This is a genomic window from Rhodoferax koreense (assembly GCF_001955695.1).
Lineage (GTDB): Bacteria > Pseudomonadota > Gammaproteobacteria > Burkholderiales > Burkholderiaceae_C > Rhodoferax_B > Rhodoferax_B koreensis.
This window is the reverse complement of sequence record NZ_CP019236.1, coordinates 5,388,538-5,414,290: the sequence shown is the minus strand read 5'-3', so window position 1 is coordinate 5,414,290 and position 25,753 is coordinate 5,388,538. Positions and strand designations below refer to the sequence as shown.

Below are 25,753 nucleotides of genomic sequence, written 5' to 3'. Positions count from 1 at the left end.
GCCCGGCCTGCCCTCCCAGGAGAGTTTTCCCACATGCCCAAGCTCAGAATTGCCGTAGCCGGGGCCGGCTACATCGGCCAGGCCCACATGGATGTGGCGCGGCGAAGCCCCACCTGCACCCTTTCGGCAGTCGTCGATCCGTCGCCCGCAGCCGTGGCGCTCGCGGCGGCGGCGGGCGTGCCCTTGTACGCCTCGCTCGAAGAACTGTTCGCCAAGGACCGTCCCGACGGGGTGATCCTGGCCACGCCCAACCAGTTGCACGTGCCGCAGGCGCTGGCCTGCATCGCGGCGGGCTTGCCGGTGCTGCTCGAAAAACCCATCGCACCCAGCGTGGCCGAAGGCACGACGCTGGTCGACGCGGTGAAGCGAAGCGGCGCCAAGCTGCTGATCGGCCACCACCGGGCGCACAGCCCCATCATGGCCAAGGCGCGTGAGGTCGTGGCTTCGGGCCAGCTCGGCCGCCTGGTGGCGGTGGTGGGCAGCGCCACCTTCTTCAAGCCCGACCAGTACTACAGCGACGGCCCCTGGCGACGCGAGCCCGGCGCCGGCCCCATCCTGCTCAACATGATCCACGAGGTGCACAACCTGCGCATGCTGTGCGGCGACATTGTGGCGGTGCAGGCCTTCGCCTCCAGCGCCACGCGCAGCTTCGCGGTGGAAGACACGGTGGCCATCAACCTGCGGTTCTCCAATGGCGCGCTCGGCACCTTCATGCTTTCCGACACCGCGGCCAGCGCGCGCAGCTGGGAGCAGACCTCGCAGGAGAACAAGGCCTATCCGAGCTACGACGACGAGGACTGCTACGTCATCAGTGGCACCAACGGCAGCCTGTCGGTGCCGACCATGCGGCTCAAGACCTATCCACGTCCGGAAGACCGCTCGTGGTGGAAACCCTTCGAGGTCGGCACTGTGGGCATGGTGCGCGACGACCCCCTGAAACACCAGATCGAGCACTTCGGCGCGGTGATCCGCGGCGAGGCCGAGCCGCTGGTCAGCGCCCGCGACGGCCTGCTCAACCTGAACGTCACCGAGGCCATCGTCGAAGCCGCCAGGACTGGCCGCGTCGTCGAACTGGCCACACAATGAACATCCACCCCCATCCGACAAGGAATACACCATGAAGATCCTCACGCTGCACGGCATCAACCTCAACATGTTCGGCAAACGCGATCCCAAGCAGTACGGCACGATCACGCTCGCGGAAATCGACGCCCAGCTCAAGGCGCTCGGCAAGGAACTCGGCGCCGAAGTTGATGCCTTCCAGACCAACATCGAAGGCGAGATGGCCTCGCGCATCCACCAGGCGCACAGCGACGGCACGGCCGCGGTGATCATCAACGCCGGCGCCTGGACGCACTACAGCTACGGCATCCGCGATGCGCTGGCCATCCTGTCGATCCCGATCATCGAGGTCCACATGTCCAACATCCACGCGCGCGAGGAATTCCGCCACAAGTCGGTGATCGCCGAACTCGCCAAGGGCCAGATCGCCGGCTTCGGCGTGGACAGCTACCTGCTGGGCCTGCGCGCGGCGGTCTCGGCGGTCCAGGCCGCCAAGGCTTGAACACGACCGGAGTCTCCCGCATGCGCCGTTGTATCGCCACCGTTTCGCTGTCCGGCATGTTGCGCGAGAAACTGCAGGCCGCGGCCGCAGCGCGCTTCGACGGCGTCGAGATCTTCGAGAACGATCTGCTCCAGTTCCCCGGCACCCCGCGCGACGTGCGCCGCATTGCCGACGACCTGGGCCTGACGATCGACCTGTTCCAGCCCTTTCGTGATTTCGATGGCGTGAGCCCGGCGCAACTGCTGCGCAATCTGGAGCGCGCCGAGCGCAAGTTCGACGTGATGCAGGAGCTCGGCGCGCCGCTGATCCTGGTGTGCACCAATGCCCAGCCGTCGGCGTCGGGCGACATCGCGTTGCTGGCCGAGCAGATGCACCAGCTTGCCGAACGCGCCGCCCTGCGTGGCCTGCGTATCGGCTACGAGGCCCTGGCCTGGGCGCCGAAGATCAACCACTACTGGCAGGCCTGGGAAGTGGTCCAGAAGGCCGACCATCCGCACCTGGGCCTGGTGCTCGACAGTTTCCACACCCTGGCGCTGCGCGACGACCCACTGCCCATCGCCCAGTTGCCCGGCGAGAAGATCTTCTTCCTGCAACTTGCCGACGCGCCCTGGATCGACACCGACGTGCTGAGCCACAGCCGCCACTACCGCTGTTTCCCCGGCCAGGGCGAGTTCGAGATGGCCAAGTTCACCGCCGCCGTGATCGATGCCGGCTACACCGGCCCGCTGTCGCTGGAAATCTTCAACGACGAATTCCGCGCCGCGCCGGCCCGTCCCACGGCTGCCGATGCGATGCGTTCGCTGCGCTGGCTGGAGGAACAGGTGCGCGGCGTAACCTCGCTCAAGACCGGCTTGCCGCTGGCCGAGAACCGCCGCGTGTCGCTGTTCGATCCGCCGGCGCCGCCCCAGCTGCAGGGCTGGTCGTTCGTCGAGTTCGCGGTGGATGCGGCCAGCGCCGAGCGCCTGGCCGCGATGCTGCACACCATCGGCTTCCAGAAGATCGGCCGGCACCGCTCCAAGGCGGTCGACCTGTACGGCCAGGGCGAAGTCCGCGTGGTGCTGAACCTCGAAGAGGATTCATTCGCGCGTTCGTATTTCGAAACGCACGGCGTGTCGGCCTGCGCCACGGCGCTGGCCACGACCGACGCGCTGGCCGCGCTCGGCCGCGCCGAGGCGTTGGGCTGCACCCGCATGGCCGGCCGCGTGGGGCAGAACGAACTGACCATTCCCGCCGTGCGCGCGCCCGACGGCAGCCTGCTGTATTTCTTTGACGTGCACAGCGGCGGCGAACACGGCTTCGAAGCCGACTTCGTGCTGGAGGAGAACCGCAGCGCCGACACCGCCTTCGGCGACAAGGCCCGCATCGACCACATCGTGCAGGTGCTGCCGACCGGCCAGGTCGAGCCCTGGACGCTGTTCTACCGCGCCGTGCTCGGCCTGCAGCCGACGCCGGCGGTGGTGATGAACGACCCCTACGGCATCATCAAGAGCCGCGTGGTCGCCTCGCGCGAGCGCGAGGTCCGGTATGCGCTCAACGTGTCCGAACGCGCCAGCACCTCGACGGCCCGCACCGTGTCGCAGTTCGGCGGCGCAGGGGTGCAGCAGATCGCCGTGGCCGTGCCCGACCTGGTGGCCACGGCGCGGCGACTCAAGCGCCAGGGGGCGAGCCTGTTGCCGGTGCCCGGCAACTACTACGACGACCTCGTCGCCAAATACGACATCGAGCCCGCACTGCTGGCCGCGATGCGCGAGTTCGGCATCTTCTACGACCGCACGGCCGACGGTGAGCTGCTGCAGCTCTACACCACGCCGTTCGACGACCGCTTCTTCTTCGGCATCATCGAGCGGCGCGGCAACTACCAGGACTACGGTGTGGCGAATGCGCCCTTTTCGCTGGCGGCGCTAGCACAATGGCGAGACAGCCAGCACTGAAATCACACATCCACAGGCAGAACCCATCATGATCCGCGGCACCACTTCCGTCATCGCCCACATCGGCTTTCCCACCTTCGCCTTCAAGGCACCGATGATCTACAACCCCTATTTCGAACACGCCGGCATCGACGCCGTGGTGGTGCCCATGGGCTGCCAGGCGGAGGACTTCCCGACGTTCCTGCGCTCGGTGTTCAAGCTCACCAACATCGGCGGCGCGCTGATCACCATGCCGCACAAGGTCACCACCGTGGCTTTGCTCGACGAAGCCTCGCCTACGGTGCAGATTGCGGGCTCGTGCAACGCCGTGCGCCGCGGGCCGGGCGGCCAGTTGCAGGGCGACATGTTCGACGGCGAAGGCTTCGTGCGCGGCGTGCTGCGCAAGGGTTTTGCCCTCCAGGGCAAGCGCGCGCTGGTGGTGGGCAGCGGCGGCGTGGGCTCGGCCATTGCCGCGTCGTTGGCCGGCGCGGGCCTGGGCGGCATCGCCCTGTTCGACATGCACGACGCTTCCGCGCAGGCGCTCGGCGGCCGGCTCAAGCAGCATTACCCCGACATGGAAGTCACCACCGGCTCGAACGATCCGGCCGGCTTCGACATCGTGGTCAATGCCACGCCGATGGGCATGAACGAAGGCGACGCGCTGCCCATGGACGTGTCGCGCATCGCACCGACCACCTTCGTCGGCGAAGTGGTGATGAAGAGCGAGATGACGGCCTTCCTCGCGGCAGCCAAGGCCCGTGGCTGCCCGACCCAGATCGGCACCGACATGTTGTTCGAGCAGATCCCGGCCTACCTGGAGTTCTTCGGCCTGCCGACGACCACGCCGGAAGTGCTGCGCTCCGTCGCGAAATTGAGCTACTGAACTGCTGCCTCGCCCCTGCGGGGAGAGGGTCGGCGTGAGGGGGCGGCGGCGCTCGCCTCCCGCATGGCACGCCCCGTGCATGCCACGGGGCCATAGACTCCAAAGGCTACGGCCGCCTGCATGTTCCAAATCCTCAACCTCACCGCCCCGATCTACCTGATCATCGCCGTCGGCTTCCTGGCCGTGCGCCACGGCCTGTTCAGCAAGGACGACACCCGGGTCATGGGCCGCTTCGTGATCCAGTTCTGCGTGCCCGCGCTGATCTTTCGCGCCCTGTCGCAGCGTTCGCTGCACGACGTGCTGAACGCGCCGTACCTCATCGCCTATGCGCTCGGCTCGGTGGGTGTCTCGCTCGGCATGATGGCCTACGCGTACAAGCGCCGCGGCCATGCGATGCCGATGGCGGCGATGCAGGGCCTGGGCGTGTCGGCGTCGAACAGCGCCTTCATCGGCTACCCCATCCTGACGCAGACCATCGGCCCGGCCATGGCTGGCGTGGGCCTGGCCTTGTCGATGATCATCGAGAACCTGGTGGCGCTGCCGCTCGCGCTGGCCATGGCCGACAGCGGCGGCCACGACGGAAGCGGCCGGCAGCGCTGGCACCAGACGCTGGCGCGCACCTTGAGGGGCTTGCTGAAGAACCCGATGATCATCGCCATCCTGGCCGGCTTCGCGTTCGCCATGCTCAATGTGCAACTGCCAGAGGTGCTGAGCCGTACCGTGCAGATCGTGGCCACGGCGGCGAGCCCGGTGGCGCTGTTCGTGATCGGCGGCTCGCTGGTCGGACTGAAGCTCGGCGGCGTGCGGCGCGACATCGCCAACGTCGCCGTGGGCAAGCTCGTGCTGCACCCATTGGCCGTGTTCTGTGTGCTGTGGCTGCTGCCGCCGCTCGATCCGCAACTGCGTATCGCCGCCGTGGTGCTGGCTGGCATGCCGATGCTCAGCATGTACCCGGTGGTGGCGCAGCGTTACCACGGCGAGGGCTTCTGCGCGGCGGCGCTGCTGGTGACGACGGTGGCGTCCTTCGTGTCGATCAGCCTGCTGCTCTGGGGCATGCATGCGGTGTTGGGGTGGACGCCGTAAAACTGTCGGACTTTTACTGGCTCGTGCGATTGCGCCCCTGGGCCTTGGCCTGGTAGAGGGCTTGGTCGGCCCGCCGGAGCAGCACATCCACCGATTCGCCCACGACGGGCACGTGCATGGCCACACCCAGGCTGGCTGTGACCGTGCCGAAAGGCGACATCGCGTGCGGCAACGCCATCGTCTGCAGCGACTGGCGCGCGGTTTCGGCGATCAGCCATGCATCGGCGGCGTCGTGGGCAGACGTCAACAGCACGAATTCCTCGCCACCGTACCGTGCCAGCACGTCGCCCGTGCGGCGGAACTGGGCCGACAGCAGGGCGGCGATCCTGCGCAAGCAGTCGTCCCCCGCAAGGTGGCCGTAGTGGTCGTTGTAGGCCTTGAAGAAATCCACGTCCAGCATCACCAGCGTCAACGCCTGGCCGCTGCGCGCGGCGCGGCGCCATTCGCCGGCCAGCACCTCGTCGAAGCGGCGCCGATTGGCGATGCCGGTCAGGCCATCGGTGGCGCTCAGCGTGGCCAGCCGGGTGTTGGAGCTTTCCAGCGCCTGCGTGCGCTCGCGCACTTTGTGCTCCAGCTCGCGTTCGTGGGCCGTCAACTGGGCCAGCACGATGGCGAAGCCAATGCCGATGGTGCACAGGGTGAAGATGAATTCCTGCGCGCGCACGATCTCGAGATGGATGTCCACGGCGCCGAATGGCTGGTGCCCGTGGCTCAGCACCCAGGCCAGCAAGAGCGAGATCAGCGCCACGCCCAAGGCGGTCCAGCGCAGGCCGAAACGCACCGCCAGGAACAGGGTGGAGGGCAGCAGAAGCGTCGGCGTGACCGAGACCTCGCCGATCTGGCCGCCACGGCTGGTGAACACCACGACAGCGAGTCCCAGGCTCAACAGCAGGATGGCGATGTCCAGTCGGTGCAGCCTCGGCATGGTGGGTGCAGGCTGGGTGAAGGCCAGCAGCAACGGCGTGTAGATCAGCAGGCCCAGCCCGTCGCCGAACCACCACAGCCTGACCAAGGTCAGATAGGGCGTAGCCGTGCCTTGCATGACCTTCAATACGGCCGCACCCATCAGGCCGGCCATCAGCGCGCCGGCCAGGGGGCCGGCCACGATGAACTTGCCGAAATCCTGGATGCGCTCCAGGCGCGGCGAGGTCTGTGCCCGGCGCATGAGGCTGTAGGTGACGAAGACTTCGGCCAGGTTCACGCCGCTGAGCAGCACGGCCTCCTGCCAGGAAAACGCGCCCAGGTTGGCGGTGACGTCGGAGCAGAAAGTCAGCGCCGCCATGACGACGCCACGCTGGCCCCGAAAGTGCAGCAGCGCGGCCAGCAGCACGGCATTCGGCAACCACACCACCACCTCGTTTTCAGGGGTGACGGCGCACAGGAAAGTCAGCTTCACGCTGGCGAAATGCAGCAGCGGCAACAACGCATAGACCAGCCCACGCGGGCGTTCCGGTACAGCAAAATTCACGGTGAAGCGGGTCGGGTGGAGGGTTGCGCGAGCGGGCCTGCATCATATAAGAGCCGCGTGACCCTGTGAGACCCTGCGAAGGCTACCCTTTCCCCGAAACCTCGATGCCCGCATCCGGCGCCAGCCGAAGCGAGTAGAGCGCCGCCAGCGCCATCAGCGCCGCGCCGGCCAGCAAGGCACGCTGAAAGTCGGCCAGCGATAGCGCGGACGCGCCGCGCAGGTTCTGGAAAAACGCCAGCGCCAGCACCGCGAACGCCACACCCAGCGTGGCCGCCACCTGCTGGGCCATGGCGCTGATCGTGCTGGCGCCGGCGCGCTGGTCGGCGGCGATGTCGGCGAAGGCCAGGGAGCTGACGGTGGTGAAGTGCATCGAGCGGCTCATGCCCGCAATGAACAGCACCGGGTAGATGACGGCCAGCGACAGGCCCGGCGTGAGCAGGCCGCAGGCCGCCATGGCCGCGGCGCAGAGCAGGCCGTTCAGGGTCAACACGCGGCGAAAGCCGAAGCGGCGCAGCACCGGCGTGGTGGCGCTCTTCATCGCCAGGTTGCCGCCCATGTAGACCAGCAGCATCAGCCCGGCCCGGAACGCGTCGAGGCCGAAGCCGATCTGGAACATCAGCGGCAGCAGGAAGGGCGTGGCGCTGATGGCGATGCGCGCCATCATGCCGGCGGTGAGCATGCTGATGGCAAAGGTCGGCACGCGTGCGGCGCGCAGGTCCAGCATCGGCGTGGGGTGTCGCAGCGCATGGCGGATCGCCAGTGCACCCGACATGCACGCCGCCGTCAGCCACACCAATGCCGTGCTGGCTGCGCCCTGCGCTTCGCCGAGCAGCGCCAGGCCGTGCACCAGCGCCGCCAGCGCCAGCGCGGTGAGCCCGAAGCCGCGCACGTCGAACGGTGTGCGCCTGCCCGTCACCTCGTCGGGCACATGGCGCAGCACCATCCAGACGCCAGCGATGCCCAGCGGGATGTTGATCAGGAAGATCCAGTGCCACGAGGCATAGGTGCTGATCAGCCCACCCAGCGGCGGCCCGAGCACCGGGCCGATCAGGCCGGGCCAGGTGATCAGGCCGATGGCTTCGATGAGCCGCTGCTTCGGCGTGCTGCGCAGGACCACCAGCCGGCCCACCGGCGACATGAAGGCGGCGGCCACGCCTTGCAGCGTGCGTGCGGCGATGAAGCTCCACAGGTTCGGGCTCAGCGCGCACAGCAGCGAAGACAGCGTGAACAACGCGATCGCACCCGCGAACAGCCGGCGGGCACCGAAACGGTCGCTGGCCCAGCCCGCCGTGGGTACGAACACCGCCAGCGCCACCAGGTAGGCCGAGATGCTCAGGCTCAGGCTCAGCGTGGTCGCGTTGAAGCTTTTGGCAATGGCCGGCAGCGCGGTGGTGACGATGGTGCTGTCCAGCGTTTCCATGAAGAAGGCTGCGGCCACGATCAGCGGGATGCGGCGCGAGAACGGCGCGATGGCCGGTTCGGAGGAGGACAGAGGAGGGGAAGGCGCGGACAAAACGAATCCTGGGTAGCGGCGGCGTGGCGCGCCGGCATCGGCCGCCAATATAGCGCCTTGCCGGCGCACGCGTCTGGTGCGGTTTTTGCAAGCCTTGCGGCCAAAGCGCGGACAATACCGTCGAACCCGCCCGCCCCGTCAACCTCTACCTGGAAGCCTCCCATGCCGCTTGTCGTCTTCAACCAAAAAGGGGGAGTGGGCAAATCCACCATCACCTGCAACCTGGCCGCCATCAGCGCCAGCGAAGGCCTGCGCACGCTGGTGATCGACCTCGATCCGCAGGGCAACTCCAGCGCCTACCTGCTGGGTGAAACGGCCAGTGAAGAGCATCCGAGCGTGGCCGGCTTCTTCGAGCATTGCCTGAGCTACAGCCTGCGCACCGTGCCGCCCACCGAGTTCATCGTGGCCACGCCGCACGAAAACCTGGACCTCATGCCCTCGAGCCCGCTGCTCGGCGAGATGGAGGGTAAACTCGAATCGCGCCACAAGCTGTACAAGCTACGCGAGGCACTGCAGCAGCTGGGTGCGACCTACGACCGCATCTACATCGACACGCCGCCGGCACTGAACTTCTACACCCGCTCGGCCCTGATGGGCGCGCGCGCCTGCCTGATCCCGTTCGACTGCGACGAGTTCGCCCGCAAGGCGCTGTACACCCTGCTCGACAACGTGGCCGAGATCCGCGCCGACCACAATCCCGGTCTGGTCGTCGAAGGCATCGTCGTCAACCAGTTCCAGCCGCGCGCCAACCTGCCCCAGCGCATGGTCGACGAACTCGTGGCCGAAGGCCTGCCGGTGCTGCAGCCCTACCTCACCTCGTCGGTGAAGGTGCGCGAATCGCACGAACAGTCGCTGCCGATGATCTACCTCGACCCGCAACACAAGCTGACGCAGGCGATGGTGGCGCTGCACGGGGTGTTGCAGGGGCTGCGGGCGGCGTAGAGACGTGTCGCGCGGTGTTCTGGCTTCATTGCGCAAGTCTGACGGAACACCGGAACGGCGGCCTACCAGTGGCCCGGCCCGCCGCCCGGTTTGGCGGCCGAGCGGAGGATCTCGCGCCACGACTTTCCCGCAGCTCTGAGCTGCTCGACCGTCGGCCCCAGCACATGGCCGTATTGCGCCAGCGAACGGGCTTCGATGCGAGCCAGCACCTCCGGTGGCGTGTGGTCGCGCCATTGTTGTTTCAGCAGGTTGCGTCGGGCGACGGCCAGGCGTGCAGCCTGCTCTTCGCTGGCGCCGTCCGCCAGCATGGCCGCGACCTCGTCGCCGAGCGCGGCGACCGCAGCTTCATAGGCCTGGCGTAGATCGGACTGGGGCATCGCTTGGCGGAATGTCTTATTGGATGCGGTAATTTCGCCTATTCGAAACGCCGCATGGACACCGTTCGATTCTCTGCCTAAAGTGCCCGTTTCCACAACGAGACGAGACCCGACCCGACATGACGACGAACACTCCCCGTGAAATGAAAGGCCAGGTCGCCATCGTGACCGGTGCCGTGCGTGGCATCGGCCTGGCCATCGCCCGCCGGCTGGCCCGCGAAGGCTGCCGCGTGGTGGTGTGGGACCGCGACATCGCGCCGTTCGATGCCGAAACCGCCGGCTTCAGGCCCGCCAGCCTGCACACGGTGGACGTGGCCGACTACGCCTCGGTCGAGGCGGCGCTGGCGGCCACCATCGCCGCAGAGGGCCGGGTCGACATCATGGTCAACAACGCCGGCATCAATGGCCCGGTGACGCCGCTGGCCGCCTATCCGCTGGACGCCTGGGCGCGTGTCATCGCCGTGAACCTCACCGGCGTGTTCAACTGCTGCCGCGCCGTCGTGCCGCATCTGAGTGCGGCGGGTTACGGCCGCATCGTCAACGTGGCCTCCGCCGCGGGCAAGGAGGGCATTCCCAACATCGCCCCGTATGCCGCGGCCAAGCACGGCGTGCTCGGGCTGACCAAGTCGCTGGCGCGCGAACTCGCCGAGACCGGCGTGCTGGTGAACTGCGTGGCGCCGGTGATGGCCGAGACCGACCTGCTGAAGGAGATGACCGAGGAGCACATCCGCCTGACGAAGGCGAAGATTCCGATGGGTCGGCTGGTGCAGACCGACGAGATCGCCGCGATGGTGGCCTGGATCGCGAGCCCGGAGTGCAGCTTCACGACCGGCTTCACCTTCGACATCTCCGGCGGCCGGGCGAACTATTGAGAAGCCCGCCACCGTGTGAAGCCGGGGCGGGGGTACACGTCTTGTAGGCCGCGGCCCACAGGGCATTGCGGCCGGCCTGCGCGGCAAGTGTGGTGCGAGGTGGCTAGGATGGCCACCATGGACCTCATCGTCGCCCGGCCCGAAGGCCTGTATTGCCCGCCCGGCGATTTCTACATCGACCCGTGGCGCCCCGTGCCGCGCGCCGTCATCACCCACGCGCATTCCGACCACGCCCGCACCGGCCACGGCCACTATCTGGCGCATACCCTCAGCGAGGGTACGTTGCGTACCCGGCTGGGCGCGGACATCGACCTGCAGACCCTGGACTATGGCCAGGCCATCGAGCACCATGGCGTGAAGCTGTCGCTCCACCCGGCCGGCCACGTGCTGGGCTCGGCCCAGGTGCGGCTCGAACACCGCGGCGAGGTGTGGGTCGCATCGGGCGACTACAAGACGGAGGCGGATGGCACCTGCGCGCCGTTCGAGCCGGTGCGCTGCCACACCTTCATCACCGAATCGACATTCGGCCTGCCGATCTACCGCTGGCCCGCGCAGCCGGTGCTGTTCGCCGAAATCGATGCCTGGTGGCGCCGCAATGCGGACGAAGGCCGTGCTTCCGTGCTGCTGTGTTATGCCTTCGGCAAGGCCCAGCGCATCCTGCACAACGTGGACGCGTCGATCGGGCCGATCGTGGTGCACGGTGCGGTCGAGCCGCTGAACGCGGTGTATCGCGCGGCCGGTGTGGCGTTGCCACCCACACTGCGCGTGAGCGACCCGGAGGTCAACCCGCAGTTGCTCAAGCGCGCCCTGGTGCTGGCACCGCCGTCGGCACAGGGCACCCCGTGGATGAAGCGCTTCGGCAACTACGCGGATGCGTTCGCCAGTGGCTGGATGCAATTGCGCGGCACACGCCGCCGCCGTGGCGTGGACCGCGGCTTCGTGATGAGCGACCATGCCGATTGGCCGGGTTTGCAGAAGGCGATCAAAGGGACGGGCGCGGAGCGGGTCTTCGTGACCCACGGCAGCGTGGCCGTGCTGGTGCGCTGGCTGACCGAGAATGGCCTGGCGGCGCAGGGGTTCAAGACGGAATATGGGGACGAGGATGTGGCCGACGGTGCCAGCCCCGTGGGGCCACCGTGAAAGCCTTTGCCGCGCTCTACCGCGAATTGGATGCCACCACCTCCAGCCTGGCCAAACAGGCCGCGCTGCAGCGCTACCTGCGCGACGCCGACGCTGCGGACGCGGCATGGGCCGTGTACTTCCTGGCCGGCGGCAAGCCGCGCCAGCTGGTGCCGACAAAGACCTTGCGCGCCCTGGCGCAGCAGGAGGCCGGCCTGCCCGAATGGCTGTTCGAGGAAAGTTACCAGGCCGTGGGCGACCTGGCCGAAACCATTGCGCTGCTGTTGCCGCCACCGACCGAGCAGCACGCGCTGGGGCTGGCGGTGTGGATCGAAAAGCACCTGCTGCCGCTGCGCAAGACCTTGCCGGATGCGCTGGCGCACGCCCTGCGCACGCAGTGGCGCCAACTCGCCGCCGACGAGCGCCTGGTCTACTTCAAGCTCATGACCGGCAGCTTCCGCGTCGGCGTGTCAAGGCTGCAGGTGACGCAGGCGCTGGCGGCCGTGGGCGGCATCGATGCCAAGCGCGTGGCGCAACGGCTCATGGGCTACACGCACATCAGCGGCCAACCCACGGCCGATGACTATGCGGCGCTGATCGCCCCCGAAAGCGCTGGCGAGCAGAACCAGCAGACCAGCGGCCAGCCGTATCCCTTTTTCCTGGCGCATCCCTTCAACCAACCGCTGGAGACGTTCGACGGCTTGCTCGGTCCGCCGTCCGACTGGCTCGTCGAGTGGAAGTGGGACGGCATCCGCGCCCAGGTGGTGCGGCGCGCCGGGCAGGGCTGGGTCTGGTCGCGCGGCGAGGAGCTCGTGACCGACCGTTTCCCCGAGCTGCAGGCCATGGCCGATGCCTTGCCCGACGGCACGGTGATCGACGGCGAGATCGTGGTCTGGCGCGATGACAAGGTTCAGCCCTTCGCCGACCTGCAGACGCGCATCGGCCGCAAGACGCTCGGCCCGAAGATCCTGAAGGACATGCCGGTGGTGCTGCTCGCCTACGACCTGCTCGAATGGCAGGGCCGGGACCTGCGCGCCGAACCCCAGTCCCTGCGGCGCGCCCACCTGGACGCGCTGCTCGAGGCGATGAACCATCCGACCCTGCGCGGCAGCCCGGTGCTGCAGGGCGACGGCTGGGCCGATCTGGCACGCCAGCGCGAAGCCGCCCGCGGCCTGGGCGTGGAGGGCATGATGCTCAAGGCGCGCGGCGCGCAGTACGGCGTCGGTCGCACGAAGGATGTGGGAGTCTGGTGGAAGTGGAAGATCGATCCGCTCTCCATCGACGCCGTGCTGATCTACGCCCAGCGCGGCCACGGCCGACGCGCCAGCCTGTACAGCGACTACACCTTCGCGGTGTGGGACCGGCCGGCGGAAGCGGCGGGTGACGCGCCGCGCCAGCTGGTGCCGTTCGCCAAAGCCTATTCCGGCCTGACCGATGCCGAGATGGCCAGGGTCGATGCGGTCATCCGAAAGACCACCGTGGAGAGTTTCGGCCCGGTGCGCAGCGTGAGGCCGACCCTGGTGTTCGAGCTCGGCTTTGAGGGCATCGCGCGCAGCAAACGCCACAAGAGCGGCATCGCCGTGCGTTTCCCGCGCATGCTGCGCTGGCGCGAAGACAAGCCCGTGGCCGAAGCCGACAGCCTGCAGACGCTGGCGGCGCTGCTGCCGAAGGCAGATGCAATCCCGCCCTGAGCCCGTGGGGCGTCTAGGTGAAATCCGGGCGGCGGGTGGGGCGGGGGTGTCGGCATGGGACTACAGGCAAGCTGCCCGCGTCCCTGCATCGCGCTGCAGCGCCACTGCGCACAATCTACGCAAGAAGCGGAAGGTGCGGCGACCCTGAAGTTCTCAACCTCGAACACAAGGCGCGCCAGATGCACCCAACGGAGAGCCACATGGTACTCAGAACATATCTTGTAGAAGACAACCCCGTCATCCGGGAGAACCTCATCGACACATTGGCCGAACTGGCCAATGTCAAGACCGTGGGCGCCGCCGGCAGTGAAGGTGAGGGTTGCCGTTGGCTGACGCGCAACGGCGACAAGTGGGACTTGGCCATCGTGGATCTGTTCCTCAAGGAAGGCAACGGCCTCGGGGTGCTGGCTTCGTGCATGGACCGAAGACCGCAGCAGAAGGTGGTGGTGCTGAGCAACTACGCCACGCCGGAGATGCGCAGCCGCTGCATGGCGCTGAAGGCCGATGCGGTGTTCGACAAATCCAACGAGATCGACGCCTTGCTCGATTACTGCGTGCTGCACGCGTCGGGCACCGCCAGGCACTGAGCTCAGTCGTCGTCCCTGGGTGCGAACACGGGCGCATCGGGCAACTCGTTCGGCCGCTGCACATCCGGCGCCAGCGGAAAATATTCGGCCAGCACGGCCGACACCTCCTCCAGCGCCTGCGTCAGGCCATCCTCGAACCGGCCTTCTTGAAAGGGCTTGCGCATGCGGCCGACCATGGCCTGCCACTGCGCGGGCGTGACGTGGCGGTTCAGGCCCCGGTCCGCCACGAGTTCGATCGCGTGGTCCGCCAGCAGCAGGTAGATCAGCACGCCGTTGTTGTGTTCCGTGTCCCACACGCCGAGCTTGCCGAACAGCGTCACCGCGCGTTCGCGGGCGGTGGCCCCACGCCAGAGGTAGCTCAGCGGCAGGCCGGCCTCCACGCAGATGCGGATCTCGCCGGTATGGCGGCGTTCACTGGCGCCCACGCGGCGCATGAGGCGCTCTTGCATGGCGGCCGGAATCGCGCGTTCCGCATCGGCCTGGTCGAGCCAGCGATGGCACATCACACGGCGGAGTCGGTTGAATAGCTTCATCGTCACCAGCCACCGGAGGCACCGCCCCCGCCAAAGTTGCCACCGCCACCCGAACCGAAGCCGCCACCACCGCCACCGCCGCCGAAGCCGCCGCCGCGGCCGGAGCTCCAGCCGCCCATGCCGCCGCCCAGACCTCCGAGGCCGCCCATGCCGCCGCGTCCTGGCGAGGTTCTTCCGCCGGTCGCGGCCGCGATCAACGTGAACAACAGGGCCAGCAGGCCGGCGATGCCGGCGAGCACCACGCTGGCGGTGATGAACCAGGCCAGCGCACCGACGGCGCCGCCGGTGGCGAGCGAACCCAGCTTGTTGCCGAGGATGCTCCGTGCGATGGCGCCGACCACCGGCACCGCGATGAACAGGAAGATCGCCAGGTCCATCCACTGGAAACCTTGGTCGCCGAGTGGGCGCTGGTTTCCAGAGGTTGTGGGCGCTGGCAGCGCCTCGCCCTTGATGCGGACCATGATGCGGTCCACCCCCGCGTCTACGCCACCGGCGAAGTCGCCCTGCTTGAAGCGCGGCGTGATGGCCTCGTCGATGATCTGCGATGCCGCCAGGTCGGGGATCGCGCCTTCCAGCGACTTCGCGACTTCGATGCGCAGCCGGCGATCGTTCTTCGCCACCACGAGCAGCAGGCCGTCGCCGATGTCCTTGCGGCCGATCTTCCACACGTTGGCCACGCGGTTGGCATAGCCGAAGATGTCCTCGGGCTGGGTGGTCGGCACCATCAGCACCACCACCTGCGCACCGCTGGCGGCTTCGAACGCGGCGAGCTTGGCTTCGAGCGCCTGGCGTTGCGGCTCGGAGAACGTGCCGGTCTGGTCGACCACGTGGGCTGTAAGCGGCGGCACGGGCAGCACGCTTTGCGCCTGTACCGCGGCGCAGGCCAAGGTCAAGGCCAGGCACAGCAGCACAAGGTACAGCTGCCGCACCGCCACCCCTGTCTTCGCCAGGGGCACCATGGAACCGGCTTTGCCGGGCCACACGTGTCGCCCCCTCCAAGGGGTTGGGCGCGACACGCAGTGCGCAACCTGGGGGTGTGCCATTACTTCTTGTTGAAATCGACGACGGGCGGGGTCGAGATCGTCGATTCATTCTGCACCGTGAAGCTGGGCTTGGGCTGGTAGCCGAAGATCTTGGCCGTGATCACGCTCGGAAAGCTGCGTGCGAGCACGTTGTATTCCTGCACGGTCTGGATGAAGCGGTTGCGCGCCACGGTGATGCGGTTTTCCGTGCCTTCGAGCTGCACGCGCAGGTCGCTGAATCCCTTGTTGGCCTTGAGATCGGGGTACCGCTCGCTGACCACCATCAGCCGGCTCAGCGCGCTGCCGAGTTCGCCTTGGGCGGCCTGGAACTTCTGGAAGGCTTCGGGGTTGTTCAGCGTCTCGGGCGTGACCTGGATCGAGGTGGCCTTGGCGCGCGCCTCGATCACCTTGGTCAAGGTGTCCTGCTCGAAGGCGGCCTCGCCCTTGACGGTGGCGACGATGTTGGGCACCAGATCGGCGCGGCGCTGGTACTGGTTCAGCACCTCGCTCCAGGCCGCCTTGCTTTGTTCGTCGAGCCGCTGGAAATCGTTGTAGCCGCAGCCGCTGAGCGCCAGGCTCAGGCCGAGCACGGAAAGAATTTGGAAGAACCAGCGTTTCATGAAGTCTCCTGCAGAAAGGGCATGCGGGCCCGGTGTTGGGTGCCGCGCCGACGTTAGCATACGCCTGCGCCGGAGCCTGGCAGAAGCAGGGCAGAATCAGGCTTTCGGCCCGGTTGCTCACAGTCTTTTACAGCCTTCACCGTTTCTCCTATGCCCAAAGCCAAACTCCAGGCCGCCACCGTGGGCGGCCGTGCCGACGACATCGAAGCCGCCTTCTACGAGGCGCTGCAGAACGGCGATATCGACCGGCTCATGGCCTGTTGGGCCGACGAGGACGACATCCTGTGCGTGCACCCTGGCGGGCCGCGCCTGGTCGGGGCCGGCGCGATCCGCGCCAGCTTCGACGCCATGTTGGTCAACGGCCGCATCCGCGCCTGGCCCGAGCGTGTGCGCAAGACCGAGTCAATGGCCAGCAGCGTGCACAGCGTGATCGAACGCATCGAGGTGCTGACGGCCGAGGGGCCGCGCGAAGCATTCGTCACCGCCACCAACGTCTACCACAAGACCGCGCAAGGCTGGCGCCTGGTGGCCCACCACGCGAGCCCGGGCACGGCCGAGGAACCGCACGAGGCCGGCGCCGCCCAGGTGCTGCACTAGCGATGAACTACGTCGCGCCCTGGTGGTTGCCTGGCGGCAATCTGCAGACGATCTGGCCGGCGCTGTATTCGACGCGGGTGTTCGGTCCGAAGCCCGAGTTCCGGCGCGAGCGATGGATCACGCCCGACCTGGATTTCGTCGATGTCGACTTCGCCGACCCGGCGGGGTTGGTGGCCGACCCGGTGGCGCACCCCAGCGCCCGGCCGCTGCTGGTGCTGTTCCACGGGCTCGAAGGCTCGTCGGCCAGCCACTATGCCGAGGCGTTCGCCGACTTTGCGCGGGCCCACGGCATGGCTTATGCCGTGCCGCATTTCCGCGGCTGCAGCGGCGAGATCAACCTGGCACCGCGGGCCTACCATTCGGGCGATTTCGAAGAGGTCGGCTGGGTGCTGAAGCGGCTCCATACGTGGCACCAGGGCCCGGTGATCGCCGTGGGGGTGTCGCTCGGCGGCAACGCGCTGCTGCGCTGGGCCGAGGAAATGGGCGAACAGGCCGGCCGCGTGGTGCGGGCCGTGGCCGCGGTGAGTTCGCCGATCGACCTGGCCGCCGGTGGCCATGCCATCGGCCGCGGCTTCAACCGGCTGGTCTACACCCGCATGTTTTTGCGCAGCATGAAGCCCAAGGCGCTGCAGAAGCTCGCGCAGTTCCCGGGCCTGTTCGACCGCGAGGCGCTGCTGGCCGCGCGCGACCTCTATGAGTTCGACAACATCTTCACCGCGCCGCTGCACGGTTTCAAGAACACCGAGGATTATTGGGGCCGCGCGTCGGCCAAGCCGCATTTGGCCAGCATCCGCATTCCCGCGCTGGTGGTGAACGCAAGCAACGATCCGTTCGTGCCGGCCTGGAGCCTGCCGCACCAGAATGAGGTCGGCGAGTACGTCACGCTGTGGCAACCCGCCCACGGCGGCCATGTGGGGTTTCCGCAGGGCCCGGTGCCTGGCCACGTGCGCACCATGCCCGACGCCGTGGGGGGATGGCTGGCCAGGGCGGCACGGTAAATCCGGTCAAGTGATCGGTGCGGATGCCGATAAATGTTTATAAGTGTTTATAAATGTATATTGGACGGCGACGGTCTAGGCGGGCTGGTCCCTCCGTTCTTTCTTCCAACTCATCCTTCAGGAATTCCACATGCAATTCAGCGATCTCAAGATCGGCACCCGTCTTGGTGCCGGCATCGTGCTGGCCGCGGCGCTTTTGGCCAAGATGGTCTGGATCGGCGTGGCGAACATGGCGGCCCTCCAGCGCGAACTGGAGATGGCCAACGGCGACCGCCTGCCCAAGATCATCGCGGCCAAGGACATCAAGGACAACTTGCGCGCGCGCGCCATCCTGACCCGCAACATCGTGCTGGTCGACGATATCGATGCCAACCGGAAGACCGTCGAGCGGCTGGCGGAGGTGCGCAACCAGTACGCCAGGATCGACAAGCAACTGCAGGAAACGGTGGTGCATCCGGACGGCAAGGCCGCGCTGTCCAAGCTGGAGGCGGCGGTGGCCGCGCTGCGTGAACCGACCGATCGGGTGGTGCAGCTCGGCGTCGCCGACAAGAACGCCGAAGCCACCGACGTGCTGCTGAAGGTGGTGGCCCCGCTGCAGGCAACCGCCACCGATGCCGCCGACGCGTTCGCCGAGATGCAGATCAAGCTTGGCAAGGCGGCCGAAGAGCAGGCCAGGGCCGCGTACAACACCGCGTTCACGTTCCTGATCCTGCTGGGTCTGGCCGCCGTGGCCCTGCTGTGCGGGCTGGGCTGGCTGCTGGTGCGCTCCATCACGCGTCCATTGAACCAGGCCGTGGAGGTGTCGCGGGCCGTCGCAGCGGGCGACCTGAGCCTGCAGTTCGAGGCCACGGGCCGGAACGAAACCTCGCAATTGCTGTTGGCGCTCAAGGCCATGCAGGCCAGCCTGGCCCAGGTGGTCGGCAATGTGCGCCAGAACGCCGAAGGCGTGGCCACGGCAAGCGCGCAGATTTCGCACGGCAACAACGACCTCTCCGCACGCACCGAGCAGCAGGCCAGTGCGCTGCAGCAGACGGCCGCCTCGATGGAAGAGCTCAGCTCCACCGTGAAGCAGAACGCCGACAACGCGCGTCAGGCGAACCAGCTCGCGCAGAGCGCTTCCACCGTGGCCGTGCGCGGCGGCGACGTGGTCGGCCAGGTGGTGGAGACCATGAAGGGCATCAACGACAGCTCGAAGAAGATCGCCGACATCATCAGCGTGATCGACGGCATCGCGTTCCAGACCAACATCCTGGCGCTCAATGCCGCGGTGGAAGCGGCCCGCGCGGGCGAACAGGGCCGGGGCTTCGCCGTGGTGGCCAGCGAAGTGCGCAGCCTGGCCCAGCGCAGCGCGGACGCCGCCAAGGAAATCAAGAACCTGATCTCGGCCAGCGTCGAACGCGTGGACCAGGGCACGACGTTGGTCGATCAGGCCGGCGTGACGATGCAGGAGGTGGTGACCGCCATTCGCCGGGTAACCGACATCATGGGCGAGATCAGCGCGGCCAGCACCGAGCAGAGCCAGGGCGTGAGCCAGGTCGGCGAGGCCGTGACTCAGATGGACCAGGCCACGCAGCAGAACGCCGCGCTGGTCGAGGAAAGTGCGGCTGCGGCGGACAGCCTGTCGCTGCAGGCCCAGCAATTGGTCCAGGCCGTGGCCGTGTTCAAGCTGATCCACGGCCCTGCCGTGGCGGCACCGCAGCTGGCGCGGCCGCCGGCCGCGGCCAAACCGGCCAACCCCGCCGTGCCGGCACCGAACCGCGTGCCTGTCTCGAAAAAGGCTTTGCCCAAAGCCGCACCCGCGCGTCCCACCAAGGCCGCCGCGGGCACGCCGCTGCTCCAGCCCGCTTCCACCAAGGCCAAGGCCGCCGCCACGGCCACCGCGCCGGGCGGTGAGGGCGACTGGGAATCCTTCTAGCCGCCCGGCACCGTCAGACCGAACGCGGCCCTGGCTGACAACGACGGCGCGCCGCTGCGCCGTATCATCCGGCCATGGACGACATCGTCAGACAAGCCATCGCCAAATGGCCGAACGTGCCCGATTGCTATGGTTGGCTCGGTCTTGATGCGCGCGGCAACTGGTACATGCGCGACGACCGCGTACAGGCGCTCGGCCCGTTCGCCGCGGCGGCCGGTGGCAGCCCCGCCAGCAAGGGCTCGCGGCTGCAACATGAAAAACTGATCGACTTCATCCAGCGCAACTACGAAAGCGATGCGCGCGGCTGCTGGTTTTTCCAGAACGGGCCGCAGCGCGTCTACGTGGAACTCGAGACCACACCTTTCGTCTGGCGGGTCCATCCCGATCTGTCGGTGGTGGCGCACAGCAGCGAGCCGGCCCAGGTGCGCACCTGCGTGCTCGACGAGACCGGTCGGGTTTACCTCGAGACGAACCTCGGATTCGGCCTGGTGCACACGCTCGACACCGGCTGGGCGGCAGAAGCCGTCGAGCGTGCCTTATGGATGCCGCAGGAGATTGAGGCCCAGGCCTTGCCGGCGCGGTTCGGCTACGTGGTCAGCCCACAGTCGCTGGCCCGGAAAGCGGGCTGAGCCCGGACGTGAAAAAGCCGGTCAGGGACCGGCTCTTACATGGTTGCGGAAAAACCTTTTATTTGGAGGCAGCCGCCGCAGGTGCCGATGCGGCTTCGGCCGGGGCAGCGGACGCCACAGCCGCCGAGGCACCTTCGGCAGGGGCTGCCGCTGCACCGGGCTTGGCCGGCTCAGGGAACTTGCCACCGCCCGCATTCGCCATGTAGACCACGGCGCGTGCGATTTCGAGGTCTTCGAAGTCGCCGCCGCCCTGAGCACCCATGGCACCCTTGCCGTGCAGCGCGGAGTTCAGCAGGGTTTCGAACGGATTCTTGATGCGTGGCGCCCAGGCGGCGGCATCGCCGAACTTGGGTGCGCCGGCAACGCCCGCGGTATGGCAGGCCGTGCACTGGGCCTTGAAGACTTCTTCGCCGCTCTTGAGTTCGCGGTTGGCGTCGCGGATCTCCACGAAGCCTACCTTCTGGATGCGTTCAGCCACAGCCTTTTTCTGGTCCGATTCCGTCATGCCGCCGAGCAGCATGCTCTCGCCCGAATTGGCACCGGCCGGCTTGTTGGCCGAGACGACGTAGTAGACCAGGCCGATGATGGCGAAGATCGGCACGACGAATGAGAAGAACACGGCCACCAGCAGTTGCTTGGGGTTCTTGATCGGGCCTGAATGGGCTTCTTCGGCCGCATGATCGTGGGGGTTGGCGCTCATGATGTCCTCAAAAAATCGGGGCTTTATGGGTGTCTCTATCGTCGGCTCTCGCAACCCGCGAGTATAACGGCCGCCCCGATCGGGCCAGGGCGGCCGAAACCGCCCCGATCCACCCACCGTTGGGCTCCTATGGCTTGATCGACGCGGTCGAGGCCTTGGCCGGCTCGGTCCAGCCGCCGCCCAGGGCCTTGTACAGGAGCACCTGGTTCTGCAACTGCAGCAGTCGGATCTGCACCACCGCCTGCTGCGCGGTGAACAAGGAACGTTGGGCGTCGAGCAGGTCGAGGTAACTCGCCACCCCGTTCTTGTAGCGCAGATCCGACAGCTTGAACCGCACCGACTCCGCATCTGCCTGCGCCTGCTGCGCGCGCAGCTGCTCGCCGAGCGTAGCGCGGCCGGCCAGCGCGTCGGCCACCTCGCGGAACGCGGTCTGGATGGCTTTTTCGTACTGCGCCTGCGCGATGTCGCGACCGGCACGGGCCGAGTCGAGTCCGGCCTGGTTACGGCCCGCATCGAAGATCGGCAGCACGATCTGCGGCGCAAAGGTCCAGCCGTAGGAGCCGCTCTTGAACAGGTCGGACAAATGGGCGCCGCCCGTACCCGCACCCGCGGTCAGCGACACCTTCGGGAAGAAGTTGGCCCGCGCGGCGCCGATGTTGGCGTTGTTGGCCAGCAGCACCTGCTCGGCCTGGCGGATGTCTGGCCGGTTGATCAGCACCTCGGAGGGCAGGCCCACCGGCAGGTCGGTCATCACCAGCGTGCTGGCCAGTCCGGTGCCGGCCACGGCCGCGCCGGTGTCGTTCATCGTCGGCGGCTGGCCGACCAGGAGCGTGAGTGCGTTCACGTCGAGTGCGCGCTGGCGCAGCTGCTGCGCCAGCGTGGCCCGCGCCTGCTCGGTCAGGGACTGGGCCTGGCGCACGTCGAGTTCGGAGGCCACGCCGTTGTCGAAGCGCAGCTGGGACAACTTGCCGGAGTCTTCCCGCGTGACCAGCGTCTGGCGAGTGATGGCCAGCAGCTCGTCGTCGGCCAGCAGGTTCAGGTAGGCGTTGGCCACGCTGGCGATCAGGCTGATCTGCGTGGCCTTGCGGCCTTCCTCGGTGGCCAGGTATTCCGCCAGCGCCGATTCCTTCAGGCTCTGGATGCGGCCGAAGAAATCGAGCTCCCAGGCCGACACGGTGAAGCCGGCGGTGTAGGCGCTGGTGATGCCGCCCGAGGTGTTGGGCGTGCGTGAGCCGCTGGCGCCGATGCCCACCGTGGGGAACTGGTCGGCCCGCGTGATCTGGTATTGCGCGCGCGCCTGCTCGATGTTGAGCACCGCCACGCGCAGATCGCGGTTGTTGGCCAGCGCCGCGGCGATCAATTGCTGCAGCCGCGGATCGGTGAAGAAGTCCTGCCAGGGCACATCGGCCGCGGCTTTCTGGCCGGGCACTTCGGTGACCGGGCCGCCGGGCCACTGGCTGGCCACCGGTGCGGCGGGGCGTTCGTATTTCGGGATGAACGAGCAGCCCGACAACACGGCCAGTGCGGCCGCGGCAGCCACCGCTGCTTTCTGGAGACGGGGCTTATTCATGGGATTCGACTCCGGCTTTGTGCGCATGTTCTTTGTAAATTTCATTCTGGCGCGCGCTGCCCTTGAAGAAGCCGCGCACGATCACGAAGAAGATCGGCACGAAGAACACCGCCAGGCCTGTGCCGGTGATCATGCCGCCGAGCACACCGGTGCCGATGGCGCGCTGGCTGGCCGAGCCGGCGCCGCTGGCGATGAACAGCGGCACCACGCCGAGGCCGAAGGCCAGCGAGGTCATGATGATCGGGCGAAAGCGCAGATGGGCCGCGGCCAGCGCCGACTCGACCACGCCCTTGCCCGTGGCCTGCAGGTCTTTCGCAAACTCGATGATCAGGATCGCGTTCTTCGCCGACAGGCCGATGATGGTGATCAGCCCGACCTGGAAGTACACGTCGTTCGAGTACGAGCGCAGCAGCGTCGCCAGCAGCACGCCCAGCACACCGAGCGGCACCACGAGGATCACCGACAGCGGAATCGACCAGCTTTCGTACAACGCGGCCAGGCACAGGAACACCGCCAGGATCGCGAAGCCGTACAGGATGATGGCCTGCGAGCCGGCAATCTTCTCCTCGCGCGACTGGCCGGTCCACTCGAAACCGAAGCCGGCGGGCAACTGCCCTGCCAGTTTCTCCATCTCGGCAATCGCCGCGCCCGAGCTGTAGCCGGGGGCTGCGGCACCCGCGATGCGCACCGATGGATAACCGTTGTAGCGCACGGTTTGCTGCGCGCCCGAGATCCAGCGTGTGGTGGCGAAGGCCGACAGCGGCACCGGCTTGCCCTGCGCATTGCTGGCGTTGATCTTCAGCAGGTCGTCCGGCTGCATGCGCGATGGCGCATCGGCCTGGACCACCACACGCTGCAGGCGGCCGGCGTTCGGGAAGTCATTGACATAGCTCGAGCCGATGGCGGTGGACAGCGCGCTGTTGATGGCCGCGAAATTCACGCCCAGCGCGTTGGCCTTGTTGCGGTCGATCTCGAGCTGCAGCTGGGGCGCGTCCTCCAGCCCGTCGGGGCGCACCTGGGTGAGCACCGGGCTCTTGCCGGCCATGCCGAGCAACTGGTTGCGGGCGTTGATCAACGCTTCATGGCCCTGGCTGCCGCGGTCCTGCAGGCGGAAGGTGAAGCCGCTGGCGTTGCCGAGTTCGGGAATCGGCGGCGGCGACAACGGAAAGATGAAGGCGTCGCGCACCCCCATCAACGCCCCGAAGGCGCGACCGGCCAGCGAATCGGCCGAATGCTCCGGGCCATGGCGCGTTTCCCAGTCCTTCAACGGCACGAAGGTCAGCGCGGCGTTCTGGCCGGTGCCCGAGAAGCTGAAGCCCAGCACGGCCACCGTGCCTTCCACTTCGGGCTGTTTCAGCGCAAAGCCTTCGACCTTCTTCACCGCATCGAGCGTGCGTTCCTGCGTGGCGCCGGGCGGCAGTTGCACGTTGGCGATGATGTAGCCCAGGTCCTCCTGCGGCAGGAAGGAGGTCGGCAGACGCGAATACAGCACCACCACCGCGCCGATGATGGCCGCGTAGATGATCATGTAGCGCACGGCCCGCTTCAGCAGCCGCGCGACCATGCTTTCATAGCCCTTGGCCGTGCGCGTGAAAGCGCGGTTGAACCAGTTGAAGAAGCCGCCGAAGAAGCCCGTCTTGTTGTGGTGCTCGTGTTTGTCCACCGGCTTGAGCAAGGTGGCGCAAAGCGCCGGCGTGAGCGACAGCGCGAGGAAGGCGGAGAAGCCGATCGACACCACCATCACCGCCGAGAACTGGCGGTAGATGTTGCCCGTGGCGCCGGCGAAGAAGGCCAGTGGCACGAACACCGAGATCAGCACCACGGTCACGCCGATGATGGCGCCTGAGATCTGGCCCATGGCCTTGCGGGTGGCCTGCAGCGGGGGCAGACTTTCTTCCACCATGATGCGCTCGACGTTTTCCACCACCACGATCGCATCGTCCACCACGATGCCGATCACCAGCACCATGCCGAACATGGTTAGCACGTTGATCGAGAAGCCCAGCGCCAGCAGCGCGGCAAAGGTGCCCAGCAGCGCGATCGGCACGACGATGGTCGGGATGATGGTGTAGCGCCAGTTCTGCAGGAACAGGAACATCACCAGGAACACCAGGGCCACGGCTTCGAACAGCGTCTTCACCACTTCGGTGATCGAGATCTTCACGAAGCGCGAGGTGTCGTAGGGAATGGTCCACTTCACGCCCTTGGGGAAGTAGCGCTCGAGTTCGGTCATCTTGGCGCGCACCGCCTTGGCCACGGCCAGCGCATTGCCGCTCGGGGTGAGCTGCACGCCCATGCCGACCGCGGGCACGCCGTTCAGGCGGATCGAGGTGGCGTAGCTCTGGCCGCCGAGTTCGATGCGGGCCACGTCCTTGAGCCGCACGGTGGAGCCGTCGGTGTTGGCGCGCAGCACGATGTTGCCGAACTGTTCGATGGAGGTGAGCTGGCCGTTCACCACAACGGTGGCTGCGATGCCCTGGCCGGTGATGTTGGGCAGGTCGCCGATCGAGCCCGAAGACACCTGCGCGTTCTGCGCCTGGATCGCCGTGCTGACGTCGCTGGCCGACAGGTTGAGGCCCTGCAGCTTGGCCGGGTCGATCCAGACGCGCATGGCGCGCTCGGTGCCGAACAGCTGTACCTGGCCGACGCCGCTCAGGCGCTGCAGCTCGGGCAGCACGTTGCGCGAGGCGTAGTCACCCAGCGCGGTGGTGTCGATGCTCGGATCGTCCGACGACAGCAGGGTGAACAGCAGGAAGTTGTTGCGCGACTTGTCCACCCGCACGCCCTGCTGCGTCACCGTGGCCGGCAGGCGCGGCGTGGCGCGCGAGAGGCGGTTCTGCACGTCCACCTGCGCGAGATCCGGGTTGGTGTTGGTGTCGTAGCTGATGGTGATCGAGCCCGTGCCATCCGCCTGCGCCACCGACTCCATGTAGATGAGGCCGGGCGAGCCGTTCATTTCGCGCTCGATCACCGACAGCACGCTGTCCTCCAGCGTCTGTGCCGAGGCGCCCGGGTAAGCGACGTTCACGACGATGGCCGGCGGCGCCACGTTCGGGTATTGCGAGATCGGCAGCTGGGTGATGGAAATCGAGCCCATCACAATGATGAACAGCGCGATCACCCAGGCGAAGATCGGCCTGTCAATGAAAAATTTTGCCAT

General features: G+C 67.3%; 23 protein-coding genes. 14 read left to right on the top strand and 9 right to left on the bottom strand.

Features of this window, described 5'->3' with window-relative positions; genetic code table 11:
- Window positions 1-33 precede the first annotated feature (33 nt).
- From RD110_RS25075 to RD110_RS25055, 5 genes are all read left to right on the top strand, one after another.
- Window positions 34-1,086 carry a Gfo/Idh/MocA family protein gene (locus RD110_RS25075; protein ID WP_076203285.1) on the top strand — a complete coding sequence of 351 codons (1,053 nt, stop codon included), beginning with the start codon at window positions 34-36 and terminating at the stop codon, window positions 1,084-1,086.
- Between the two features lie 31 nt (window positions 1,087-1,117).
- Window positions 1,118-1,564 carry a type II 3-dehydroquinate dehydratase gene (gene aroQ, locus RD110_RS25070; RefSeq protein ID WP_076203283.1) on the top strand — a complete coding sequence of 149 codons (447 nt, stop codon included), beginning with the start codon at window positions 1,118-1,120 and terminating at the stop codon, window positions 1,562-1,564.
- A gap of 20 nt (window positions 1,565-1,584) precedes the next feature.
- The gene (locus RD110_RS25065) at window positions 1,585-3,495 is read left to right on the top strand and encodes a bifunctional sugar phosphate isomerase/epimerase/4-hydroxyphenylpyruvate dioxygenase family protein (protein WP_076203280.1); all 1,911 of its coding nucleotides are present in this window, start codon (window positions 1,585-1,587) and stop codon (window positions 3,493-3,495) included.
- A gap of 28 nt (window positions 3,496-3,523) precedes the next feature.
- The gene (locus RD110_RS25060) at window positions 3,524-4,357 is read left to right on the top strand and encodes a shikimate dehydrogenase family protein (protein ID WP_076203278.1); all 834 of its coding nucleotides are present in this window, start codon (window positions 3,524-3,526) and stop codon (window positions 4,355-4,357) included.
- Between the two features lie 120 nt (window positions 4,358-4,477).
- The gene (locus RD110_RS25055) at window positions 4,478-5,440 is read left to right on the top strand and encodes an AEC family transporter (RefSeq protein ID WP_076203275.1); all 963 of its coding nucleotides are present in this window, start codon (window positions 4,478-4,480) and stop codon (window positions 5,438-5,440) included.
- A 13-nt stretch (window positions 5,441-5,453) separates the two neighbouring features.
- Here RD110_RS25055 and RD110_RS25050 read toward each other — a convergent pair whose 3' ends face one another.
- Window positions 5,454-6,908, bottom strand: a complete 1,455-nt coding sequence (locus RD110_RS25050; protein ID WP_076203274.1) for a GGDEF domain-containing protein — start codon at window positions 6,906-6,908, stop codon at window positions 5,454-5,456.
- Window positions 6,909-6,990: 82 nt separating this feature from the next.
- Complete coding sequence (locus RD110_RS25045; protein ID WP_076203271.1) at window positions 6,991-8,421, bottom strand: MFS transporter; 1,431 nt, start codon at window positions 8,419-8,421, stop codon at window positions 6,991-6,993.
- 162 nt (window positions 8,422-8,583) lie between these two features.
- Here RD110_RS25045 and RD110_RS25040 point away from each other — a divergent pair, with 162 nt between their 5' ends.
- Window positions 8,584-9,363 carry a ParA family protein gene (locus RD110_RS25040; RefSeq protein ID WP_076203269.1) on the top strand — a complete coding sequence of 260 codons (780 nt, stop codon included), beginning with the start codon at window positions 8,584-8,586 and terminating at the stop codon, window positions 9,361-9,363.
- Between the two features lie 62 nt (window positions 9,364-9,425).
- Here the strand turns inward: RD110_RS25040 and RD110_RS25035 are convergent, their stop codons facing one another.
- Window positions 9,426-9,740: a hypothetical protein gene (locus RD110_RS25035; RefSeq protein ID WP_076203266.1), complete on the bottom strand. Its 315-nt coding sequence runs from the start codon at window positions 9,738-9,740 to the stop codon at window positions 9,426-9,428.
- Between the two features lie 119 nt (window positions 9,741-9,859).
- On the opposite strand from RD110_RS25035, the gene RD110_RS25030 reads away from it, so the two are divergent.
- The 4 genes from RD110_RS25030 to RD110_RS25015 all read left to right on the top strand — a co-directional run bounded on the left by RD110_RS25030 (window position 9,860) and on the right by RD110_RS25015 (window position 14,009).
- Window positions 9,860-10,612: an SDR family NAD(P)-dependent oxidoreductase gene (locus RD110_RS25030; protein ID WP_076203264.1), complete on the top strand. Its 753-nt coding sequence runs from the start codon at window positions 9,860-9,862 to the stop codon at window positions 10,610-10,612.
- 108 nt (window positions 10,613-10,720) lie between these two features.
- The gene (locus RD110_RS25025; RefSeq protein WP_204250006.1) at window positions 10,721-11,752 is read left to right on the top strand and encodes a ligase-associated DNA damage response exonuclease; all 1,032 of its coding nucleotides are present in this window, start codon (window positions 10,721-10,723) and stop codon (window positions 11,750-11,752) included.
- Window positions 11,749-13,422: an ATP-dependent DNA ligase gene (locus RD110_RS25020; protein WP_076203261.1), complete on the top strand. Its 1,674-nt coding sequence runs from the start codon at window positions 11,749-11,751 to the stop codon at window positions 13,420-13,422. Before RD110_RS25025 ends, RD110_RS25020 begins: the two co-directional genes overlap by 4 nt.
- Window positions 13,423-13,622: 200 nt before the next feature.
- Window positions 13,623-14,009 (top strand): response regulator, encoded by a 387-nt coding sequence (locus RD110_RS25015; RefSeq protein WP_076203258.1) that lies wholly within the window; start codon window positions 13,623-13,625, stop codon window positions 14,007-14,009.
- A 2-nt stretch (window positions 14,010-14,011) separates the two neighbouring features.
- Here RD110_RS25015 and RD110_RS25010 read toward each other — a convergent pair whose 3' ends face one another.
- The 3 genes from RD110_RS25010 to RD110_RS25000 all read right to left on the bottom strand — a co-directional run bounded on the left by RD110_RS25010 (window position 14,012) and on the right by RD110_RS25000 (window position 16,184).
- Window positions 14,012-14,542 (bottom strand): TPM domain-containing protein, encoded by a 531-nt coding sequence (locus RD110_RS25010; RefSeq protein ID WP_076203256.1) that lies wholly within the window; start codon window positions 14,540-14,542, stop codon window positions 14,012-14,014.
- Window positions 14,543-14,544: 2 nt separating this feature from the next.
- Window positions 14,545-15,501 carry a TPM domain-containing protein gene (locus tag RD110_RS25005; RefSeq protein WP_076203253.1) on the bottom strand — a complete coding sequence of 319 codons (957 nt, stop codon included), beginning with the start codon at window positions 15,499-15,501 and terminating at the stop codon, window positions 14,545-14,547.
- A gap of 83 nt (window positions 15,502-15,584) precedes the next feature.
- Window positions 15,585-16,184 (bottom strand): LemA family protein, encoded by a 600-nt coding sequence (locus RD110_RS25000; RefSeq protein ID WP_076203251.1) that lies wholly within the window; start codon window positions 16,182-16,184, stop codon window positions 15,585-15,587.
- A gap of 150 nt (window positions 16,185-16,334) precedes the next feature.
- On the opposite strand from RD110_RS25000, the gene RD110_RS24995 reads away from it, so the two are divergent.
- The 4 genes from RD110_RS24995 (at window position 16,335) to RD110_RS24980 (ending at window position 20,323) form a co-directional block, all read left to right on the top strand.
- On the top strand, window positions 16,335-16,781 hold the full coding sequence (locus tag RD110_RS24995; RefSeq protein WP_076203249.1) for a YybH family protein: 447 nt from the start codon (window positions 16,335-16,337) through the stop codon (window positions 16,779-16,781).
- Between the two features lie 2 nt (window positions 16,782-16,783).
- Complete coding sequence (locus RD110_RS24990; RefSeq protein ID WP_076203246.1) at window positions 16,784-17,779, top strand: YheT family hydrolase; 996 nt, start codon at window positions 16,784-16,786, stop codon at window positions 17,777-17,779.
- A gap of 130 nt (window positions 17,780-17,909) precedes the next feature.
- On the top strand, window positions 17,910-19,694 hold the full coding sequence (locus RD110_RS24985; RefSeq protein WP_076203243.1) for a methyl-accepting chemotaxis protein: 1,785 nt from the start codon (window positions 17,910-17,912) through the stop codon (window positions 19,692-19,694).
- A gap of 74 nt (window positions 19,695-19,768) precedes the next feature.
- Window positions 19,769-20,323: a DUF2946 family protein gene (locus RD110_RS24980; protein WP_076203241.1), complete on the top strand. Its 555-nt coding sequence runs from the start codon at window positions 19,769-19,771 to the stop codon at window positions 20,321-20,323.
- A 58-nt stretch (window positions 20,324-20,381) separates the two neighbouring features.
- On the opposite strand, the gene RD110_RS24975 is transcribed toward RD110_RS24980, so the two are convergent.
- From RD110_RS24975 to RD110_RS24965, 3 genes are all read right to left on the bottom strand, one after another.
- A complete protein-coding gene (locus tag RD110_RS24975) occupies window positions 20,382-21,023 on the bottom strand; it encodes a c-type cytochrome (RefSeq protein ID WP_076203238.1) in 642 nt (213 codons plus the stop codon).
- Window positions 21,024-21,150: 127 nt separating this feature from the next.
- Entirely contained in the window at window positions 21,151-22,593 is a 1,443-nt protein-coding gene (locus RD110_RS24970) for an efflux transporter outer membrane subunit (protein ID WP_076203235.1), read from the bottom strand.
- The gene (locus RD110_RS24965; protein WP_076203232.1) at window positions 22,586-25,753 is read right to left on the bottom strand and encodes an efflux RND transporter permease subunit; all 3,168 of its coding nucleotides are present in this window, start codon (window positions 25,751-25,753) and stop codon (window positions 22,586-22,588) included. The genes RD110_RS24970 and RD110_RS24965 overlap by 8 nt, the downstream gene beginning before the upstream one ends.

Excerpts from the sequence above, each read along its gene's own strand:
- RD110_RS25075 (WP_076203285.1), top strand. The coding sequence starts at position 34 with ATGCCCAAGCTCAGAATTGCCGTAGCCGGGGCCGGCTACATCGGCCAG.
- aroQ (WP_076203283.1), top strand. The coding sequence starts at position 1,118 with ATGAAGATCCTCACGCTGCACGGCATCAACCTCAACATGTTCGGCAAA.
- RD110_RS25065 (WP_076203280.1), top strand. The coding sequence starts at position 1,585 with ATGCGCCGTTGTATCGCCACCGTTTCGCTGTCCGGCATGTTGCGCGAG.
- RD110_RS25060 (WP_076203278.1), top strand. The coding sequence starts at position 3,524 with ATGATCCGCGGCACCACTTCCGTCATCGCCCACATCGGCTTTCCCACC.
- RD110_RS25055 (WP_076203275.1), top strand. The coding sequence starts at position 4,478 with ATGTTCCAAATCCTCAACCTCACCGCCCCGATCTACCTGATCATCGCC.
- RD110_RS25040 (WP_076203269.1), top strand. The coding sequence starts at position 8,584 with ATGCCGCTTGTCGTCTTCAACCAAAAAGGGGGAGTGGGCAAATCCACC.
- RD110_RS25035 (WP_076203266.1), bottom strand. The coding sequence starts at position 9,740 with ATGCCCCAGTCCGATCTACGCCAGGCCTATGAAGCTGCGGTCGCCGCG.
- RD110_RS25030 (WP_076203264.1), top strand. The coding sequence starts at position 9,860 with ATGACGACGAACACTCCCCGTGAAATGAAAGGCCAGGTCGCCATCGTG.
- RD110_RS25025 (WP_204250006.1), top strand. The coding sequence starts at position 10,721 with ATGGCCACCATGGACCTCATCGTCGCCCGGCCCGAAGGCCTGTATTGC.
- RD110_RS25015 (WP_076203258.1), top strand. The coding sequence starts at position 13,623 with ATGGTACTCAGAACATATCTTGTAGAAGACAACCCCGTCATCCGGGAG.
- RD110_RS25010 (WP_076203256.1), bottom strand. The coding sequence starts at position 14,542 with ATGAAGCTATTCAACCGACTCCGCCGTGTGATGTGCCATCGCTGGCTC.
- RD110_RS25005 (WP_076203253.1), bottom strand. The coding sequence starts at position 15,501 with ATGGTGCCCCTGGCGAAGACAGGGGTGGCGGTGCGGCAGCTGTACCTT.
- RD110_RS25000 (WP_076203251.1), bottom strand. The coding sequence starts at position 16,184 with ATGAAACGCTGGTTCTTCCAAATTCTTTCCGTGCTCGGCCTGAGCCTG.
- RD110_RS24995 (WP_076203249.1), top strand. The coding sequence starts at position 16,335 with ATGCCCAAAGCCAAACTCCAGGCCGCCACCGTGGGCGGCCGTGCCGAC.
- RD110_RS24990 (WP_076203246.1), top strand. The coding sequence starts at position 16,784 with ATGAACTACGTCGCGCCCTGGTGGTTGCCTGGCGGCAATCTGCAGACG.
- RD110_RS24985 (WP_076203243.1), top strand. The coding sequence starts at position 17,910 with ATGCAATTCAGCGATCTCAAGATCGGCACCCGTCTTGGTGCCGGCATC.
- RD110_RS24980 (WP_076203241.1), top strand. The coding sequence starts at position 19,769 with ATGGACGACATCGTCAGACAAGCCATCGCCAAATGGCCGAACGTGCCC.
- RD110_RS24975 (WP_076203238.1), bottom strand. The coding sequence starts at position 21,023 with ATGAGCGCCAACCCCCACGATCATGCGGCCGAAGAAGCCCATTCAGGC.
- RD110_RS24970 (WP_076203235.1), bottom strand. The coding sequence starts at position 22,593 with ATGAATAAGCCCCGTCTCCAGAAAGCAGCGGTGGCTGCCGCGGCCGCA.
- RD110_RS24965 (WP_076203232.1), bottom strand. The coding sequence starts at position 25,753 with ATGGCAAAATTTTTCATTGACAGGCCGATCTTCGCCTGGGTGATCGCG.